Raw genomic sequence first — 18748 nt, 5'->3', positions numbered from 1 at the left:
AACTTCCGCCGCCGGGCGGGCCAAACAGGAGCAATTCGGGCCTTGCAGGGGAGCAAAATTGCACGCCGAATGACACCAATTCCAGGAACCGCCTCGACCGCGCGTTCCTGAATGACCCCACCCCGTTGCCGGGCGATCAATTCAAATCATGAAGTCATTCAAAGGAACTTCGAGCAGTTCACGCCTTCCATGATCGGACACAATCCGCCGCCGCCTAACCCAAAAGGGGAGGGAGGGTCCCCCATGCGGATTATAGGATTCGCGTAGGCGGAGCGCATAATGACGCATCTGAACAGGCCGTATCGCCATGCGATGGGGGAGTGCAGATGGGTCGTACGGTCGTTCTCGATGAGCAAGTCAATACTGCCCGCGACATCGCGGGCACGTCGCGCAACGCTTCGAACGAGAGGCGGCTTACGCAAAAATCAATGAGGGACCTGCCCACGCAGGGACGATCCGCGATCCTGTGGATGGCCGCCATGCTCGCGATGACATGGGCGTCGGAAACGCGGGCTTCCCCGGATCAATCGCGGGCGGATACGCAATACGCGATGGCTGTCCGCAATCTCGATTCTGTTGGAACGGCAGGTGATGGCGATTTCGGAGCCTTGCCGCCGAGCCGAGGCGGCAACGACAAATCGGTGCAGGTTGCACAAGCGACGACCAGCGATACAGGACAGTCTCCGGAACAGGAACGCCACTGGGCGGAGACACTGTCCTGCGAACTCACCAATGCAAGGCGCGATATCGAGTTGCTGCAACATCTCGAGCAGGAGCGCGATCGGACCGAGTGGCTGGAGCAGGGTCTTGCGGCGGCGCGACGCGATGTCGAAACCCAGATCGCGCTGACGGCTAAAGCGGTCGAAGAAACTGCCGGGGTGAAGCAGGCTGCGCAGAGCGGCGCGGCGGAGTTGCAGAACTCCCTGCAACAGGCGCGTGAGCGGGCGGAGCGGCTGGAGCAGGATCTCGCGGCAGCCCGGCGTGATGTCGAGACCCAGACCGCTCTGGCGGCAAAGGCAAGCGAGGAAGTTTTGCGGCGGAAGCAGGCGGCGGAAGCCGGTGCTGCCGAGCTGAGGCAATCGATGCAGAAGGAGCGCGAAAGAGCCGACGCGCAGGCACAAGACCTCTCCCTGACGCGCAGCGCGATCTATGCATACGAGGCTCAGGTCCGCAAAGCTGGAGACGAAGCGGCGGAACTCAGACAGGCGGCTGCAAACGGTGCGCTTGCGCTGGGAAAATCCGCACAGGACGAGCGCGTGCGGTCCGCGCGACTGGAGGAGGAACTTGCGGGGGCGCGACGCGATGTCGATATCCAGACCGCACTAGCGGCGAAAGCAAGCGAGGAAGCGTCCCGGCTGAAACAGGCGGGGGAGAGCGGCGCGGCGGAGCTGCGGAAATCCCTGCAACAGGAACGTGAGCGTTCCGCGCGGCTGGAGCAGGATCTTACGACAGCGCGGCATGGCTTCGAGACCCAGACTGCATTGGCGGCGAAAGCAAGCGAGGAAGCTTCCCAGCTGAAACAGGCAGGGGAGAGCGGCGCGGCAGAACTGCAGAAATCCCTGCAACGGGAACGCGAGCGTTCCGCGCGGCTGGAGCAGGATCTTACGACAGCGCGGCATGGCTTCGAGACCCAGACCGCATTGGCGGCGAAAGCAAGCGAGGAAGCTTCCCAGCTGAAACAGGCGGGGGAGAGCGGCGCGGCGGAGCTGCAGAAATCCCTGCAACAGGAACGTGAGCGTTCCGCGCGGCTGGAGCAGGATCTTACGACAGCGCGGCATGGCTTCGAGATCCAGACCGCATTGGCGGCGAAAGCAAGCGAGGAAGCTTCCCAGCTGAAACAGGCGGCGGAGAGCGGCACGGCAGAACTGCAGAAATCCCTGCAACAGGAACGCGAGCGGTCCGCGCGGCTCGATCAGGATCTCGCGGCAGCGCGACGCGATGTCGAGACCCAGACTGCATTGGCGACGAAAGCAGGCGAGGAAGCTTCCCAGCTGAAACAGGCGGGGGAGAGCGGCACGGCAGAGCTGCAGAAATCCCTGCAACAGGAGCGCGAGCGGTCCGCGCGACTGGAGCAGGATGTTGCGGCGGCGCGACGCGATGTCGAGACTCAGACCGCGCTGGCGGCAAAGGCAAGCGAGGAGGCTTCGCGGCGGAAACAGGCAGCGGATGCCAGTGCCACGGAGTTGAGACAGTCGATGCAGAAAGAGCGCGAAAGAGCTGACGCGCTGGCGCAAGACCTCTCGATGACGCGCAGTGCGATCTATGCGTACGAAGCGCAGGCCCGCAAAGCCGGCGACGAAGCGGCGGAGCTCAGGCAGGCAGCTGCAAACGGCGCGCCGTCGCTCCGCAAATCCGCGCAGGACGCGCACGATCGGGCGGAGCGGCTGGAGCAGGATCTCGCAACGGCGCGTCGCGATCTCGAAACCCAGACCGCACTGGCGGCCAAGGCGAGCGAGGAGGCCGCCCAGGCGAGGCAAACGGCGGAGCGGGACTTGGCCGCGTTGCGCAGTTCGCTGCAGCAGGAACGCGCCAGGGCCGAACGACTCGAACGGGATCTCGCGCTTGCGCAACGGGTTGCGACCAATCTCGTGACCATCGGTTCGAACGCGCGGGACAAGCCGGTCGATGAAAGCAACAATCCCGCCGCCGACCAGGCACCACCGGCGGGCGCTCGGGGCGATGCTCAGCCCAATTCCGAGGAAGCCGCGGTGGCGGCAGGGTTGGTTGCGCGCGCGAGCGCGCTGCTCCGGCAGGGCGATATAGGCGCAGCGCGGATCGTGCTGGAGCGCGCCGTCGAGATGGGCAGCGCCCAGGCGAGCTTCTCGCTCGCAGAAACCTATGACCCATTGATCCTTGCCAAATGGGGAACTTACGGGACGCGCGGCGATACGATCAAAGCGCAAGATCTCTATGCGAAGGCCGACGCCGCAGGAATTAAGGAGGCGAAAGCGCGGGTCAAGGCGCTGCGTCGGTAGTACCAGGCTTCTCGGAGCTGCGAAAATCCCTAACACGGTTTGCCGTGGAAAGGAGTTGGTCGATGAACAAGCTTGTTGGATTCCGCCGGCGGCTTTTGCTCGCGGCACTGGCCCCGCTGCTCATGATCATTCAGCCTTCCTTTGCGGACGCGCGGCCGCAAGATATTCGGCCGCACAACGTTCGTCCGGTGCGGGTCGAGCCACCGCCGCCAAGGCCGGAAGTGGCGGCAATGAACGCCTGGACCGTCGGCATTGCCGGGGGGCTGCTGGAGGGCGCGCCCATCCGCTTGGCCGCGGAGATCGCCCGCGTGGTCGACGACGGAGACAACCTGCATGTTCTGCCGGTCGTGACTCGAGGGGCCACGGAAAACGTGAATTCACTGCTCTATCTGCGCGGCATCGATGCGGCGATCATCAATTCCGACGCGCTCGAGGAGTACAAGAGCCAGGTGCCGGACATCCAACGCCGGCTTGCCTATGTGCTCAATCTGTTCCCGTCCGAACTGCATATCTTTGTCCGACCGGAGATTCAGAGCCTGAACGACCTCGTCGGCAAGAAGGTGAATTTCAATACCCAAGGCACTGCCGCAGCCTATTCGGGACCGCTGATCTTCAGTCGCCTCGGTCTCGAGGTGGAAAAGACCTTCATCCCGGATCAGGTCGCGCTGGAGCAGATGCGCAAGGGCGAGATGGCGGCCGTCGTCTTCATTACGTCGAAGCCGGTGGATGCTTTCGTGAAGGGCCGATGGGAGTCCGGCTTCAAGTTCCTGCCGGTCCCCTATGACAGCAAGTTCGAGGACTATTATCTTCCAGCCGCTCTCGACGCGACCGACTATCCCAACCTGATCAAACAGGGCGAACGCGTGACCACGATTGCCGTGCCGACCGCGCTGGTCGCCTTCAACTGGCCGGCCAAAACGAACCGCTTTGAGCGCGTCGCACGTTTCGTCGACCACCTGTTTTCGCGGATTGAAAAATTGCAGGGACCCGGCTTCGACGCGAAGTGGAAATCGATCAATCTCGGGGCCACGGTTCCTGGTCTTGCGCGCTTCCCTGCGGCGCAGGCGTGGCTCGATCGCCAGCCGCGCGCGACACAAGCATCGCAATGAAACGCGCGGCCGTCCCGTTCGCGGTTGCAATCGTGGTGACGAGCGGGATTGCATTGGCGCAAGGAACAGAAGACCCGATGGCGAAGCTTCGCGACTGTTCCCCGATGGAGCGCGCCGAACGGCAGCAGTGTCTGGACAAGGCGTCGCGCACCATCGCGCCTGCGCATCAGCCGGCGCCCAACGGAGATGACTGGACGATCAGCCTGACGACTTCGCCCGTCGACTATTCACCGGTCGCCACCGCCACGACCTCATCGCGCGATGGTGCGGGCGAATCAGCAATGAAGCTTTCAATTCGTTGCCGCGGCGGGCGGACCGAACTGGTAGTCGCAGGGACCAGCGCTTTCGGCATCGGCGACGATTACGCGATTTCCTATCGCGTCAACGAGGGGCAGTGGGTGCAGATCTCGGCAGCCGTGGCGGCGTCTCGAGCCGGCATCGCGTTCGGGGGCGACGTCGTTCGCTTGCTGCAGTCCCTTCCAGACAGTGGGAGCCTCAGCATCCACTTTGCATCGCGGACCGGAACTGCTCTGGATGGAACGTTCTCGCTAGTCGGGTTGGATGCGGTGCGTACGAAGATGGTCGCTGCGTGCAGGTGGCCACTTCCAGTCGCGAACCCAACGGGTACTGCAGTCCGATAGCGCCCCCTACCGCTGGGCCGGTTGGTTAAAATCTAAATGACAAAAGAAGCCTCAGAATATGATTTATATACACGTATGTAGCACCGACAACGTACCCTATTTCGTCTCCAAAATCCAAAGTTGCCCATCGGGGTCCGCTTTTAGCCCGTTGCGGCGACGAGTTTTGGCGATAGCGCTCGCGGCGTCGGAGTTGCCGAGAGATTGCGAGCGCGATGAGTGCGTGATCGTCTCCCCCGTCGTTGAAACGCCAGCGGTTGTGGTTCGATGATGTAGAGATCGATGCTCACATAAATTGCCGAAGAACGACGCGAGAGCCAGCCGCGAAACGAACGCACGCAAGTGTCAATCGATCTTAGCGCGTGTTTGCGAAGGCGCTTCGCCGCCGCCTGGGTCGATGCCGCGGATAGTGAAATTCGAACTCCGCGACCAGTCGCCAAAGCTCCACCTGGTAACCGTCCGCTAGCTGCCCGGCGAGCGCTTTCGCGGAAAGATCGTCTGCGCAGTCAAGATTGAGCACGCCCTCCAACTGGCCATCTTCGTCCAGGATGTAGACACGATAGAGCGGCATCGCTTGTCCCCGGCCAGCGGCGGCATTCTAGCTGCCAGCGTCGCGATCGTGCTTGGAGATTTTGGGTCCTTACGAGCTACCTCCGATGGGCGGCGCGCCACCTGGGGCGGCCTGCACTGGAGCGTGGAGACGCCGAGGCTTGCGAATCCCAGGACATGCTGACCGCGCGAAGGAGCTGTCATTGGGGCCCCTCGCATGAAGGCGCTGGCCCATCCGCTTTGGCATCTCAGATCGACGCTCTGCCGCGTAGTCGGGTGCTCAGCGCCGAGACGCTAGAGATCTGGACCGCCCCTGGACCTTCAGAACTGGCGTATCGCGATAGCCGTTGGGATTCTTCAGTTGCCAACGCCAATGGTCCGCACACATTTGCTGCAAGGACCGCGCCGATCTCCAACCCAGCGCTTCCCTCGCAAACGTCGGGTCGGCGTAACAGATGGCGACATCCCCCGCCCGGCGTTCCCCGATTTCATACGGAATCGATCTGCCGCTCACCGCCTCGAATGCCCGAATGACCTCCAGAACGCTGCTGCCATTGCCTGTTCCAAGATTGACCGTGAGCACGCCGGGCCGTGTCAGGTGGCGCAAGGCGCTTAGATGACCGGATGCAAGATCGACGACATGAATGAAGTCGCGGATTCCGGTGCCATCCGGAGTATCATAGTCGCCGCCCCAAATCGACAGCTTGTCGCGCTGTCCAATTGCCACCTGCGCCACAAATGGCAACAGGTTGTTCGGAACGCCCAGCGGGTCTTCTCCGACGAGCCCGCTTTCGTGCGCGCCAACCGGATTGAAGTAGCGCAGAATGCCAATCCGCCAATCATCGTCGGACCGATAGATATCCCTCAGAATTTCTTCGATGAAGCACTTTGTACGGCCGTACGGATTTGTCGGCCCGAGAGGATGCTTCTCATCGACCGGCAGGTACCGGGGGGGCCCGTAAACCGTAGCGGACGAACTGAAGACGAGCGTCTTCACATTCGCCCTCTTCATGGCCGACACGAGCCGCATCGTTCCGAGGACGTTGTTCTCGTAATACGTCATGGGCCGAACGTTGGAATCGCCGACGGCTTTCAGACCCGCAAGGTGAATGACCGCGGTCACTCCGCAGTCACGAAGTATTTCGTAGATGGCCTCTTCGTCCCGCACGTCGGCGTGCCGGAAGACAAGCGACCGCCCGCAGATGGATTGCACCCGCTCGAGAGACGCTTTGTTGCTGTTTGAGAGATTGTCGATTGCGACGACGTCGAGTCCGGCGTCCAGCAACGCGACGCAGACATGGGACCCGATGTAGCCGGCACCTCCGGTCAACAAGATCATCAGCGACACCTTCCCTGTTGGCTCAACCGGCTTCCGCGCGATGCCTTCCCAGGCGCCGGCTACGCTCTCCAGAGACCGTGAGCTTAGTCATCCCTCCACGTGACTCTCGCCGGAAGCCCAGTGCAACGGCCCCGAAGGATTACCCCTTCGAGCGCCTCGCGCGGAGTGTTTCGATGGCACACGCGACAAAGGCGATCGAGAGCGAGGAAAAGCCGGGAATATAGGTGCTACCGACGCAGCCTCGCACCGCGCTTTCCCTTCCTTGGATTCCCGCGGCGTCGGCCTTCGCATCCGGCGAGGGCCGCGGAGGCTTCACTTCACGCCGAAGAAGAAAAGCGGCTCAGCGCGTGCACTCGCTGAGACCGCCCAAAAGTCGGAGCTGGCTGAACAGCGAGGGACGAAGCTGGATTGCGTCTGCCCGGTCCAATGGTTGGCCTGTACGGGCATGCCGCTGCCCGAGCGAGAGTGAACGAAATTCGGCGGTTAGACTAGGAACAACTTGCGGATCTAGGAATCGATCTACTACTTCCGGATTCGCCGTGCGCCGTGCGCCGTGTACGATCCCTGTATATTATCGACTGCTCGAGCTATCTCCGGAGGCTGGGAAGAAGCACATTCGCCGTTCGCCGGACATGCAAGCCTCCGCGATGCGCCGGAAGGGCATCGCCGGGCGCCTGATCGCTCGGGACGCGGCCGTCCGAGCGGCAAACCGGCACGCCGTCATGCGCCTCAGATGGGCAGGAGCACAATCTCCGAATAGAGCCTGTCGAGGTCACCGGCCGCCAGCAGCGGGGAACGGTAACAGGTGCGCATCGGGACTAGAACGCCCCTTGGCCGGACCGGAAAGAGCCGCGCCTCTGCGACGAGCACCGCCGTCCGCTGCCGGCGCAGGATCGCCAGCTTGACTCGCTCGAGATGCCGCGACAGCAGCTCCGGCGCACTGCAATGCAGGATGTCCGAATACGGGATCCGCACCGGCAGAACTCGCCCCAGTCCCCCCAGTCGCCTCGCACTCAGCCGGTGCGTACGGCGCTTCACCACCAGATAGGCATGATTGGACCCGTCGCTGACGGTGAGCTGCAGGCAATCATACGGCGTGTGATCGTCGAAGATCTGTCGTTGCTGGCTGGTCAGCCTCTCGCGGACCACGGCCGGATCGAAGCTGATGACCGGCCGGTTCGGCCCGAACAGCGCCTCGGCCTGTAGCAATGGCGGCATGAAGATCCTGTGCGAGTCCAGCGGCGTGAAACGCTGCGCCAGCAGGGCAGCCCAGGAGGTCGGGTTCGGGGTAAAAGACGTGTAGGTGAGGCTCTCGTCCCGCAGCACCGCGGCGAGCAGGGCCATGCCCCATCCGCGGTACTTCGCGTGCACGGCCCAGGAGGAGAGGTTGCAGACAAGCGCTGCCTGCCCGTCCTCCTGCCGCCGGGCGGTAATGGTGCCGATGAAGCCGACGATTGCGTTGCCGTCGAGGAGCACAAAGCCGCGCCCGCGATCGGACCAGTCATGGTCGAATAGTCGGCGCCAGGTGGCGGCCTTGAGTCCCGACTCGCGGAAGGCCTGCTCGAGGAAGCGGCAGACCGGCTCCCGATCGTCCGGACCGAGGGCACGGACATGCGGGCCCGACCCACCAGCCTGCTGCGCCGCTATCGCCTCCGCGCCGACGGACAGGGCCGCGGCCAGGCCCTCGATCGACGGCGCCGACAGCAAGGCCGAGAAGGGCAGGGGACGCCCAACATGGTCCTCAATCTCAAGCAGCAGGTTCACCACTGCCAGCGAGTCCACGCCGAAGCCAAGAAGATTATCGGACCAGCTGATGGGCGAGACGCCCAGCACGCGCTCGCAGACCGCCTGCAGCTCCCGCCGCAGCGGCACACCATCCGGGATCGCCCCACGGCCCGGCGCCGGCCCCCGCGACGCCTTGATGGCCGCAGATGCCCCGACCACTGGATGCTTGGCAATGGCATCGAGGCATTCCGGGTTCTGCAGGGCATCACGGTTCCGTGCAGGGCGGCCATTCACCGCATCGCGCGCTGCGGCTTCGGACCGCTTGCCGTTGAAGGTGACCGGAAGCGCCTCGACCTGTGCGATGCGCGCCGGCACGAACGCGGGGGAGCCGCAGCGCGCAAGTTCGGAGCGGATGTGCTTCGCCAGCGTGGTGTCGAGCACCAGGCCTTCGCGCAGCACGACCAGGAGAACCATGCGCGTGCCGCCGGGCTCCTCCTCTGCCTGCTGCTCGACCGCCATCGCATCGAGGATCTCCTCGATGTCACCGAGGATGCGGTAGATCTCCGCGGTGCCAATGCGGATGCCGCGCACATTGAGGACCCCGTCGGAACGGCCATGCAGCCGCCAACCGCCATCCGACGTGGCCTCGATCAGGTCGCCATGCGTCCAGAAGCCGGGGTTCTGGGCGAAATAGGCGGCATGGAAGCGCGTGCCGTCGGCATCACCGTGAAAGCCGAGGGGGCGCGAGGGAAAAGGGTTGGCGCAGACCAGTTCGCCGATCCGCGTCTCCGGATCGTCGGGTGGCGGCAGCGAGCGGACATCGAGGCCGAGGCTGCGGCACTGTGCCTCGCCGCGATGGACGGGGAGGACCGGATTGCCCAGGACAAAACAGCCGATGATGTCGGTGCCGCCCGAGATCGACTGGAGCGGCATCGCCGCTTTCACTTCGCCGCGCACCCAGTCGTACTGGCGGGGATACAGGATCGAGCCGGTGGAGAGCACGGCCCGCAGGGCGGAAAGGTCGAACATCCGGCCCGGGGAGAAGCCTGCCTGCTCGCAAAAGTGAAGATAGGCAGGATTGGTGCCGAAGACGGTCACGCGCTCCTCGGTGACGATCCGCCAGAAGGTGTCCGGCCCTTCGAGCGGCCCATCGTAAAGGACGATCTCCACGCCGGAGGCCAGGGCAGAGAGCTGCCAGTTCCACATCATCCAGCCGCAGGAGGTCTGGAAGAACAGCTTGTCGCCCGGTCGGAGATCGCAGTGCAACCGGTGCTCCTTCACGTGCTCCAGCAGGGTGCCGCCGGCGCCGTGCTGGATGCATTTCGGCGCGCCCGTGGTGCCGGAGGAGAACATCGTGAACAGGGGCTGGTTGAACGGATGGCGCAGCCAGCCGGGTCGGTCCTCGCTGCCAACGGCATCGCGCAGCAGATCGGCAAGCCTGTGCTGGGGCACCGTCCTCTCGCTGGCCGGAAGCGAGCCGTTGTCCAGCGCGATGATCGCGGCGAGGCCGGGCAGGCCGGCCGCCGCGCCAGCGACGCGCTCGGCGACGGGCACGCCCGCATCCCATGGCTCCGCCCGGAGACAGCCGAACAGCACTACGGGCTCGAGCGGGGCGAAGCGCGCGAGGATGGCGGGCACGCCCATGTCCGGCGCGCAGCTGGCGAAGGTCGCGCCAATGGCAGCGGTGGCCAGGGCGGCAATGACCGCCTCGGCATTGTTGCGTGCGATCGCCGCGACATGGTCGCCACGGCGCACACCCAGTCGCTGCAACGACGTCGCCAGCCGCGCGACCGCGATGCGCAGTGCGCCACGCGTGAACCGGTCGCGGCTGCCGCCAGCGTGGCAGGCCGTCAGGACCGGCTGGTCGAGACTGCCGTCGAGCAGGCACTCGGCGTAGTTCAGACGGAGATCTGGGAAGAAGCGGGCGGTCTCGCAGGCATCGCCGACACAGACCGGGTCGACCGCACCGTCCCGGGGCAGGCCAGACCACTCCAGGAAGTAGCGCCAGAAGCTGCGGAATCCCTGCACCGAGAAGCGGTCCATCGCAGCATGATCGGGCAGGGTCTGCCCCGTTCGGGCCTCACACCATTGCCTGAAGGCGATCAGTAGCGAATTCGCGACAGCCTGGTCATCGGGAGAGAACACCATTTGCTCCAGACTGGTCACGACCTTCTCCCTCTAACCTGTAAAGCTTCAGCCGATTTCCAAGTTACGCTTTTCTTCATCTCATCGTAAGTCTCCCCCAGCGCGCCCGCGTGTGTCCGCTTTCTATACCAACTGACCTGAGCCCCTTCTTTCATCCAGCGGCGGGTAGAGTCCCGGGTCGATTTGAGCCTTGGTGGCTCGGTGATGCAACGGGATGGGGCGCGGAGCCCTCGGCATCGCGCAGCGTCCCATACCGTTGCATCTTGGGGACGCTGAGTCCGGCGTAGATAGACGGTGCTAGATTGCCAAGACCGCTATGCGGTCTCACCGTGTTGTAGTCGTCTTTCCAGATTGCCAGTACTTCGCGGGCATGGGCAAGGGACGCGAACAGCGTCTCGTTGAGCCATTCGTCCCGCAGCCGTCCGTTGAAGCTCTCGACGAAAGCATTTTGCGGCTTTCCAGGCGCGATGTAGTGCCACGCAATGCCATGTTCCTGTGACCAGCGCAGTATCGTCATGCTGGTGAGTTCGGTACCGTTATCGGAACGATCATCGCTGGGTGGCCGCGACGAGCAACGATGGCATCAAGCTCGCGGGCAACACGCAGGCCGGGTAACGACGTATCGGCGACCAGCGCCAGGCATTCGCGAGTGAAATCATCGACGATCGCCAGGATGCGAAACCGCCGGCCATCGGCGAACGCGTCCGATAGAAAATCCAGGCTCCAGCGCCCCGGCCTCCTGCTCCCGCAAAACCCCAATGATCTGCTCATCCGTGAACCGACTGGCCTTCATGTCCATCCCCCAGCGGGTGACGCGGACTCTACCAATTCTTGGAGGAATTAGCGGGGCTCAGGTCACCGGCGTCTTGTAGTCCGGGAACCTGCTCAGAAGGGCGGCCTTCATAAATCTGAAATGGGAAATCTCCGTAGCCAGTTCCTTGAGCCTACGCTGCCCATTTAAAATCTCGGCGCCAAATAGATCCTGGTGATGGTTATCCAGCGCATCGCGCTCCAGATATTCGTCGGTTCCATTTCCGAAAGTCACCGCGGCGCGTGCCAGGACATCGTCCACCCGGCGGCTCAAGCCTGATTGTTCGCTCTCTGCTGCATGCAGCGCGGTTTCGATCGCGGTTACAATCGAGCCGACACGGGCCAAATCCGTCTCAGCATCCCGTTCGGCCGAACGTGCCCTAAACCCGTCGTCGCCCAGGCGGCCCCTGATAAAGTTGTGTACTCGATCCCGCAAAAGCAGCTGAAACATTGTCGTATTCCGGGTTCAGACTAAGAGGACAGGGAACAAGACATAAGGTCGCTCAATTATATTTAACAAATCCTGAAGCTTCACGGCGATCCGCCTGAGCTCGCGTCTTCCACTCCATCCAGGCGATATCGTGCTTGCAATAGAGTTCGCGCCAGCGCTTCTCACGGGTCGTGGTCGGGGCACCGTTTTCATCCCGGGCAACATGCCCGCCTGTCTCATCCAGAGCCGGAAGATTGTCTAGTCTTTCAAATTCACGCGTTTCTTCGGTCGTCAAACCGATAAGCACGCGACGCCCGCTGCCATCGACAAAGTATCGCCGCGGTAAATGACCCCGGGGGCTAGTCATTTCGCGACATCTCGTTTGCGAACCATCGACCCGTAGACAATTCCGGCCCACTCCTGCACGACCGCCACGTCAGCAATCATCCCTAGGTTTTTGAAGTTTCGAGAGTAGCCACGAATTACGTTCCGGAAATGCCCAGCCCTCGTCACCTCGTCCCGACGCGCAGCGAATCGTCCCCGGTCGCCTCGGTCCGGCCTATCCCTAGTGAGGTATTTGAACTGCTTAGCCTTCGGGGAGGCGCGTCAGGACCATCCTGGTATCGCAGGGTGACCTCGACAGCGTCACCCGGTTGCAACTCGGTATCTTCGCTCGCGATAATCCGTTCCGGCCCTTTCTCGCCTTTTCTAATGATGGCAATGTCCGGCTTACTGCCGGCTCCTCGTACGAGTTGCGATCGAACCATCGCAGTGTACTGAAGCTTCTCACCGACGCTCTGCAGCTTTTCGCGAATTTGGTTGAGCCTTAAGCTTGTGTCTTGCAGCTCACGGAGCAGGTCAAGCCTCCGCTGATCGTCGAGCTTTGTCAGCTTTCTGGAGAACTCGTCCTGCTGCTTCTTGACCTGCAGCAGTTGCGCAGAGGTCTGCAGCTTCCGGGTTGATGACAGCAGCACCGCGCGACGCGCATCCGTAACGCGAGGACTGGTCAAGGAACCCTTGCCGAAGAGATCGGACGCTTTCTGCAGGTCTTCGAGGTCTGACTGAAATCCCTCTTCCTCTCTTTTCTGCTGCTCCGACAGCACGCGGACCTCGTCGTCTCCCTGTCGGACGCCGCGCTCGAGGAACGCCTTTTCCTGCTGATAGTCGCTCTGCTTCGTCTTCAAATATTCCGTTTCTGCATGGACGATTTCCGAAATCGCCGATCGAGCTATGGGCACGTCCGTCAGAGCGCCTGGGCTGATCTGTGCCCCTTCTCCGAGCTCAATCCTGATGCGCCACATACGCGCCTGTTCTTTGGCGAACTCGGTCCAAAGCGATCCATACTCGCTTCTCAAGTCTGCTGACTCGAGATACGGGTTATTCATTCTGATATGCATGATGTCGTAGCCGCCCGCCATAGCGATGACCTGGCGTGCGGTGGTGGCCGGACGATAAGGGTACTCACCCGGCTTCGACACGTCCCCATTTACGTATATCGGCCTGTATTCCGCCACGACCGTCGTGACCTCATCTGCGTCTATCACGATGACGACCTCACGGCCATCCGGGGTCCTCTGTCGAAACACCTTGCTCGCCAGTGCGGCCCCGACTTTGGCCCGGATCTGCGGTAAGGGCAGGCCTGCCACTGAAAGCGTTCCGGCCAGTGGCAACGAAATGTTCCCGTCCATTTGGACGGCAGCACGATGCCGTAGCTCCGGCACGCCCGCCACCGCGACCTCCAGTACATCTCCGATGTTTATTCGATATTCGGCCTTTGCTTGAGTGACGGAAATTGTCAGGCCAACGGCCACCAAGCCCCATTTGATGCAACGACCCAGGTTCCTGCCAAAGACGTCGATATGGAAACAATTGGGCAGCGTGGAGTTCGGCATGGCGGCAACTCTCTGTACGGACGTGGTACGGACGTGGTTATCCAGTGAAATCGTTATCCAGTGAAATCCTTCCAATCTGTCCGCGGAAGGCAGAGCGTTGACACCGCTACCGTCGGAGCACCCGTCCCAACAGGCCATCCGCAAAACCAACGTTCTGTTTCCTCATCGGCGCTGGGCCGCTCACTGCCTTCTATGTTCGATTGATCTGTTCTCTTTTGATTATTCGACAATTTAATCCCGCAGCGCCCCGGCTCAATCGTCCATCGTAGTTACTCCACTCTACCCATTTATTGCCAATTCCACCCAGTGACCCGAATGCTACTGTTTTGGCTGAGAAACGGAATGGCTGGCTGGGAGTGACCGGTGAGTTATGCGTCCTTTACCAATTCGCCGGCCTCTACCAAGGTTCCGGCACATTCGGGCGCTGGCGGCAGGGCAATTCCAGGGGGCGTTGGTAAGAGCCGATTGGCTGCCCTGTTAGCATTGGCAGCAAGTACCGAATTCCTACTCGTAGCCGTTGCGGCTTATTCCGCAGCCGTCCTCTATCATCGCCTGACCTTCCTGGGCTCGCCGGACGCCGCCAAATATGTCCAGGAATCCCTTCTGATTTCCACATTGCAGTTGCTCGTTTCCATAGCGCTCCGGCAATATTCCCGGATCCAGACCCAGCCCCGGCACGTGTTCCTATGGAGCGGCGCCAGCGGCGTATTCTTCGTATTCTCCTTCTTCATCTCGACGATATTCCTTCTGAAAATCTCAGAAGGCTACTCGCGCGCGACTGTCTTAGCTCAAGCTGTGAGCGTCCTCCTTACGGTACTCTGCACACGGGCAATATGGTTCTCATTGCTACAGCCTGCGATCGCATCAGGGTTGATAGACGCCAGGCGTGCCATTCTTATAGGAGACCCGAGTCACTGCTTGCAGTTTTCCGCACGTGCAATCGCCACCGGAATTCGAACCATCCGCTCGTTCGACTTTCCGACATTTCGCGCCGACCCTTCAGTACCCGCGCGCCCCGGCGCCATCCAAGTGCTACCTGATGCCCGCCAACTGGTCGCGGATTGCCGGCCCCTCCGAGCGGATGACATTGTCATTTTGATTTCGGAGTCGGATGCTCCGGCTGCCCTCGCGCTTGCCAGCGCCCTATCAGAGCTGCCAGTTGACGTTCACGTCGTCCCTGTTGGTGCTATCGATCTCATGGCCGTGTCGCGGATCACTCAGTTCGGCAACATGGTGACGATGCGGATTTTCCAGTCCCCCCTCACTCCTTTCAACCGAGCAATCAAGCGAGCGTTCGACGTCGCCGCTGCAATCGTCGGACTTGTTGTGGTTAGCCCCCTCTTCGTAATCGTTCCGCTCGCAATCAAGCTAGATTCCCGTGGGCCGGTGCTATTTCGCCAGACGCGGCACGGCTTCAACAACGAGCCCATTCGCGTGCTGAAATTCAGATCGATGACCGTGATGGAGGACGGCGACAATTTCAGACCTGTCACCAGACACGATCCACGTGTGACTCGTCTGGGACGCTTCATGCGCCATACCAATATCGATGAGCTTCCGCAGTTATTCAATGTCCTGGTCGGCGATATGTCGCTCGTCGGCCCCCGCCCACACGCGACCTCGCAGAACGAGGTGTTCGCTGAGCTGATTTCGTCATTTTCCCGTCGCCACAACGTCAAGCCCGGCATTACCGGCTGGGCTCAGGTCAACGGCTACCGTGGCGAGACCGATACCCTCGAGAAGATGCAGCGTCGTGTGGAGCATGATCTATACTACATCGACAACTGGTCACTCCTTCTCGATCTCAAAATCATAGTCATGACCCTCTTTTCCAGGAAGGTGTATTGGAATGCTCATTGACGCCCTTCCGTCTGCTGCATCTTCTAATTACCGATCTTTCATTTGGTGAATTGCGAGGCGTATTGGACTTGGGCATCCGTCGTCCACCGGACGCCTTCATCTTATGTGCGAAGCCTTAGAAGTGAAATCATGAACGCTGGTACGGGAAAATGCTGCAAACTCCGAGCAGAACGAATAGTTCGATAAGTCAGGATACCTCGCCTGAATTTCGTTTGCCGATCGTGTCCTTGGCAGATGTGACAGACTTCATACGGCGGCGGGTCTCAGTCATATCGTTGACGTGTTTGGCAACGTGGGGGATCGCTTTCCTTTATCTCATCGCTGCGACACCGAAGTTTACGGCCGAAGCGGATCTCGTCATAGAATCGAAAGCGCCTCTAGGAGACTCTGCGTCCGTCTCAACGATCGTGGAAAGTCAGATCGGAATTATAAGATCCGATAGTATCGCTCGCGCCGTGATACGGAAACTCGATTTAGCAAAAAATCCTGAATTTCTCGGACAAATTGGTATCCGCGGCTCGATAGCCCGGTTGCTCGGCTGGCGCAAACCGGAAACGGAAGCAACCGCGATACGATATGCGTTGGAATCTTTCCAACGCAAGCTTTCGGTCAAGCGCGTCGGTCTCACATATATCGTCGGGGTTAGCTTCGAGTCCGCCGACTCTGAGCAAGCGGCGCTGATCTTAAACACCGTTGCGGAAACATATATCGCGTATCAAATGGACGCAAAATACAATTCCACTCTCCGAGATGAGACATGGATTAAGAATCGATTGAACGAACTGGGCAGTCACGCGTCAGCTGCCCAAAAAGCATTGGAGGATTACCACAAGAACAGGAAGGATATCGCGAGTTCAGCCAATACTGTCGATGCAGGTGTGGCGCGATCGCAATCGACGGCGGAGACGCAAGGTGAGCTCCGCGACTTGGTAGCCGCTGCGGAATCGTCCACAACCGCACTTGATAATTTTCGCCACGTGCTGCGTCATGGGGAGGCCGCGCGACAGCAATCCTTGCCAGGTTTCGAGGCGCGTCTGGTCACCGAGGCGTTGCCTCCGTTAAGGGCAAGCTCGCCAAAAGGCGTAATCGTGCTTGGAATAGCGACCGTTGCGGGGATGCTTCTTGGCATCGCAATCGGGATGCTGCGCGATCTGTCAGATCGAGGCATCCATACCACCGGGCAGGTCTTGAGGGAGCTTCAAATAGCCTGCATCGCAGTTGTCCCAAGGGTCAAGCCCGACGGCGTTTGGAGAAAGTTGACAATAGTTTTCTCTGGCCCTGCTGAAAAGATGCGGATGAAGTTGGCGAGCCTCGAAAGCCCGGTTACTTCAATGCGAAATGGTCCAGTGTCCAATGCCATGCCATCACCAGATGGCGAACGCATATCTAAGCGTTCTTTATCCAACCGCACGTCAACGGACCGTGCAAGATCGCGAAGCATCGTACGAACAGAGAATCCGATCTGGACTATTACTGATGCACCACAGTCCCGATTTACCGAGTCGTTTCTCGAGATCAAACTGGCCATCGATACGATGAACCGTAGCGGCAAGCGAAACCAGGTTATTGGGATTACCTCGACGCAGCCCAATGAGGGAAAGTCCACCGTTGCAGCGGCCTTGGCGTTACTCATGGCACATGCTGGGGCTCGAGTAATTCTGGTAGACTGCAATCTGCGAAATCGATCACTCTCAGCCGCATTAGCTCCGACTGCCGCGTTTGGCATTTTAGATGTCATGACAGGGGCGGTTTCAGTATCTGAAACAACTTGGACCGATTCAATATCAGAATTGGCTTTTCTACCAGTTGGCAATAACTCCCGATCAATTTACGCGAGCGCCGTTCTGACCTCCGAGAAACTCCAGAAACTATTTCAGACTCTTCGTGAGGCCTACACATATGTCATTGTCGATCTGCCAGCCGTGGTGCCGTTTGCAGATGTTCGCGCCGCGGCGCATTTATTGGATTCGTTCATCCTTGTTGTCGAACCGGGGCGCGCAAACATCGGTGTCATCGAGCGTGCGCTTAAAGTCTGTAGCGACATAAACGAACTTATGCTCGGGGTCGCGCTGAACAAGGCAGATACGAATTTCCCGCGGATCGAGGGGAGCTGCGAGTGAGGGTGGCTCTCGTATCGCTCCACCACGCGGAGTATGCGTCCCGACTCGCCTTGGCGCTTGATAGACGCCACGAGGTGTTGCTGATCTTGGATTCTTCCAATGCCGCGTTAGAGCTCTCCAGGTCCTTGCGGGATGCGCTCGTTAGACGCGGGAACGTTGTATGGTTTGGACAGCAAAGACGCCGCAGTGCGCCGCTCCACGTGATGAGGCTGACGCGTGAGATCCGACGATTTCGACCCGACGTGATTCATGTTCAAGAGGTGGCGAGTTGCGTTCCAACGTGGGCCAACGACGTTCTGAGATATTCAATTCCGCTCGTCGTTACCGTGCACGATCCAGTCCCGCATAGTGGAGCTGATCGGCGCTGGGTCGGGAAGTTCCCTAGTACGGTCCGTTTGCGCTCCCGCGCAGATCGTTTGTTAGTACATGGCGAAAGATTACGAGAGGAATGGCGAGGGAGAGAGCCGAAGCTGAGTTATCAGCTTGCTTCGGTTCCACACGGTGTGTATGGCGATGATCAAGGTCGAGTGGAAACAATTCCCGAGAAGCCGCCGGTGTTTTTGTTTTTTGGACGAATCGAGGCCTACAAGGGGCTCGGATTCGTCTTGGAGGCAGGACGATTGCTGGCTTTGAGAGGCTTTACCTTTCGATTGGTGATTGCGGGGACGGGCTCCGCACTCGATCTGTATCGTCCCCAACTCCGCGAAATGCCTTGGGTCGAGTTGACGGATCGTCGTATTCACGCTGACGAAATTCCGCAGATATTCCGGCGAGCGAGTGCCGTTGTGCTTCCGTATACGGATGCCACCCAGAGCGGGGTCGCTGCGATGGCGTTCGGTTTTGGGCGGCCCGTCATCGCCTCCTGCGTCGGTGGATTGCCTGACGTAGTTGCCAATGAGTACAATGGTTTGTTGGTTCCGCCAAAGGACGTGGGTGCGCTGGCGGAAGCAATGGCACGCGTCATTGTGAGCGAGGAGCTATGCAACCAACTTCGCGTTGGCGCGATGGAGTGTGCTTGCAGTGAATTGAGCTGGGACGTCATCGCAGGAGAGACGTCGGCGGTGTACGAGGATGCTCTACGCGCTCATGGTCACGCTTACGCCGGCTCGTCCCCAATTCGCTGCAAGGTCTAGTGAAGAACGTGAGCATGACGTAG

At 60.6% G+C, this 18748-nt stretch carries 12 protein-coding genes and 3 pseudogenes; 8 read left to right on the top strand and 7 right to left on the bottom strand.

What is annotated here, in order from left to right; translation table 11 throughout:
* Nucleotides 1-326 precede the first annotated feature (326 nt).
* The 3 genes from NL528_RS34210 (at nt 327) to NL528_RS34200 (ending at nt 4725) form a co-directional block, all read left to right on the top strand.
* Complete coding sequence (locus NL528_RS34210) at nt 327-2975, top strand: hypothetical protein (RefSeq protein ID WP_309178774.1); 2649 nt, start codon at nt 327-329, stop codon at nt 2973-2975.
* Nucleotides 2976-3037: 62 nt separating this feature from the next.
* Complete coding sequence (locus NL528_RS34205; protein WP_309178773.1) at nt 3038-4084, top strand: TAXI family TRAP transporter solute-binding subunit; 1047 nt, start codon at nt 3038-3040, stop codon at nt 4082-4084.
* A gap of 77 nt (nt 4085-4161) precedes the next feature.
* Nucleotides 4162-4725: a hypothetical protein gene (locus NL528_RS34200; protein WP_309178772.1), complete on the top strand. Its 564-nt coding sequence runs from the start codon at nt 4162-4164 to the stop codon at nt 4723-4725.
* Nucleotides 4726-5077: 352 nt separating this feature from the next.
* Here NL528_RS34200 and NL528_RS34195 read toward each other — a convergent pair whose 3' ends face one another.
* From NL528_RS34195 to NL528_RS34165, 7 genes and pseudogenes are all read right to left on the bottom strand, one after another.
* The gene (locus NL528_RS34195) at nt 5078-5293 is read right to left on the bottom strand and encodes a hypothetical protein (protein ID WP_309178770.1); all 216 of its coding nucleotides are present in this window, start codon (nt 5291-5293) and stop codon (nt 5078-5080) included.
* 258 nt (nt 5294-5551) lie between these two features.
* Nucleotides 5552-6613, bottom strand: a complete 1062-nt coding sequence (galE, locus tag NL528_RS34190) for a UDP-glucose 4-epimerase GalE (RefSeq protein ID WP_309185114.1) — start codon at nt 6611-6613, stop codon at nt 5552-5554.
* 726 nt (nt 6614-7339) lie between these two features.
* Nucleotides 7340-10501, bottom strand: a complete 3162-nt coding sequence (locus NL528_RS34185) for an acetoacetate--CoA ligase (protein ID WP_309178768.1) — start codon at nt 10499-10501, stop codon at nt 7340-7342.
* 130 nt (nt 10502-10631) lie between these two features.
* Nucleotides 10632-11209: pseudogene (locus NL528_RS34180) on the bottom strand (integrase core domain-containing protein); the annotation flags it as partial.
* 121 nt (nt 11210-11330) lie between these two features.
* Nucleotides 11331-11741: a hypothetical protein gene (locus NL528_RS34175; protein WP_309178767.1), complete on the bottom strand. Its 411-nt coding sequence runs from the start codon at nt 11739-11741 to the stop codon at nt 11331-11333.
* A gap of 52 nt (nt 11742-11793) precedes the next feature.
* On the bottom strand, nt 11794-12027 hold the full coding sequence (locus NL528_RS34170; RefSeq protein ID WP_309178765.1) for a hypothetical protein: 234 nt from the start codon (nt 12025-12027) through the stop codon (nt 11794-11796).
* A 202-nt stretch (nt 12028-12229) separates the two neighbouring features.
* Nucleotides 12230-13612 (bottom strand): polysaccharide biosynthesis/export family protein, encoded by a 1383-nt coding sequence (locus tag NL528_RS34165; protein ID WP_309178764.1) that lies wholly within the window; start codon nt 13610-13612, stop codon nt 12230-12232.
* A gap of 363 nt (nt 13613-13975) precedes the next feature.
* On the opposite strand from NL528_RS34165, the gene NL528_RS34160 reads away from it, so the two are divergent.
* The 5 genes and pseudogenes from NL528_RS34160 (at nt 13976) to NL528_RS34150 (ending at nt 18725) form a co-directional block, all read left to right on the top strand.
* Nucleotides 13976-15472 (top strand): undecaprenyl-phosphate glucose phosphotransferase, encoded by a 1497-nt coding sequence (locus NL528_RS34160; RefSeq protein WP_309178763.1) that lies wholly within the window; start codon nt 13976-13978, stop codon nt 15470-15472.
* A 149-nt stretch (nt 15473-15621) separates the two neighbouring features.
* Nucleotides 15622-15882: pseudogene (locus tag NL528_RS47320) on the top strand (hypothetical protein); the annotation flags it as partial.
* A 45-nt stretch (nt 15883-15927) separates the two neighbouring features.
* Nucleotides 15928-17592: an AAA family ATPase gene (locus NL528_RS34155; RefSeq protein WP_309178762.1), complete on the top strand. Its 1665-nt coding sequence runs from the start codon at nt 15928-15930 to the stop codon at nt 17590-17592.
* Nucleotides 17589-17990, top strand: a pseudogene (locus tag NL528_RS47315) (glycosyltransferase family 4 protein); the annotation flags it as partial. The gene NL528_RS34155 and the pseudogene NL528_RS47315, both read left to right, overlap by 4 nt.
* 129 nt (nt 17991-18119) lie before the next feature.
* Nucleotides 18120-18725 carry a glycosyltransferase family 4 protein gene (locus NL528_RS34150; RefSeq protein ID WP_309178760.1) on the top strand — a complete coding sequence of 202 codons (606 nt, stop codon included), beginning with the start codon at nt 18120-18122 and terminating at the stop codon, nt 18723-18725.
* The last annotated feature ends 23 nt before the right edge of the window (nt 18726-18748 follow it).

This window comes from Bradyrhizobium sp. Ash2021 (assembly GCF_031202265.1).
Taxonomy (GTDB): domain Bacteria; phylum Pseudomonadota; class Alphaproteobacteria; order Rhizobiales; family Xanthobacteraceae; genus Bradyrhizobium.
This window is presented reverse-complemented; position numbering and strand designations above follow the sequence as displayed.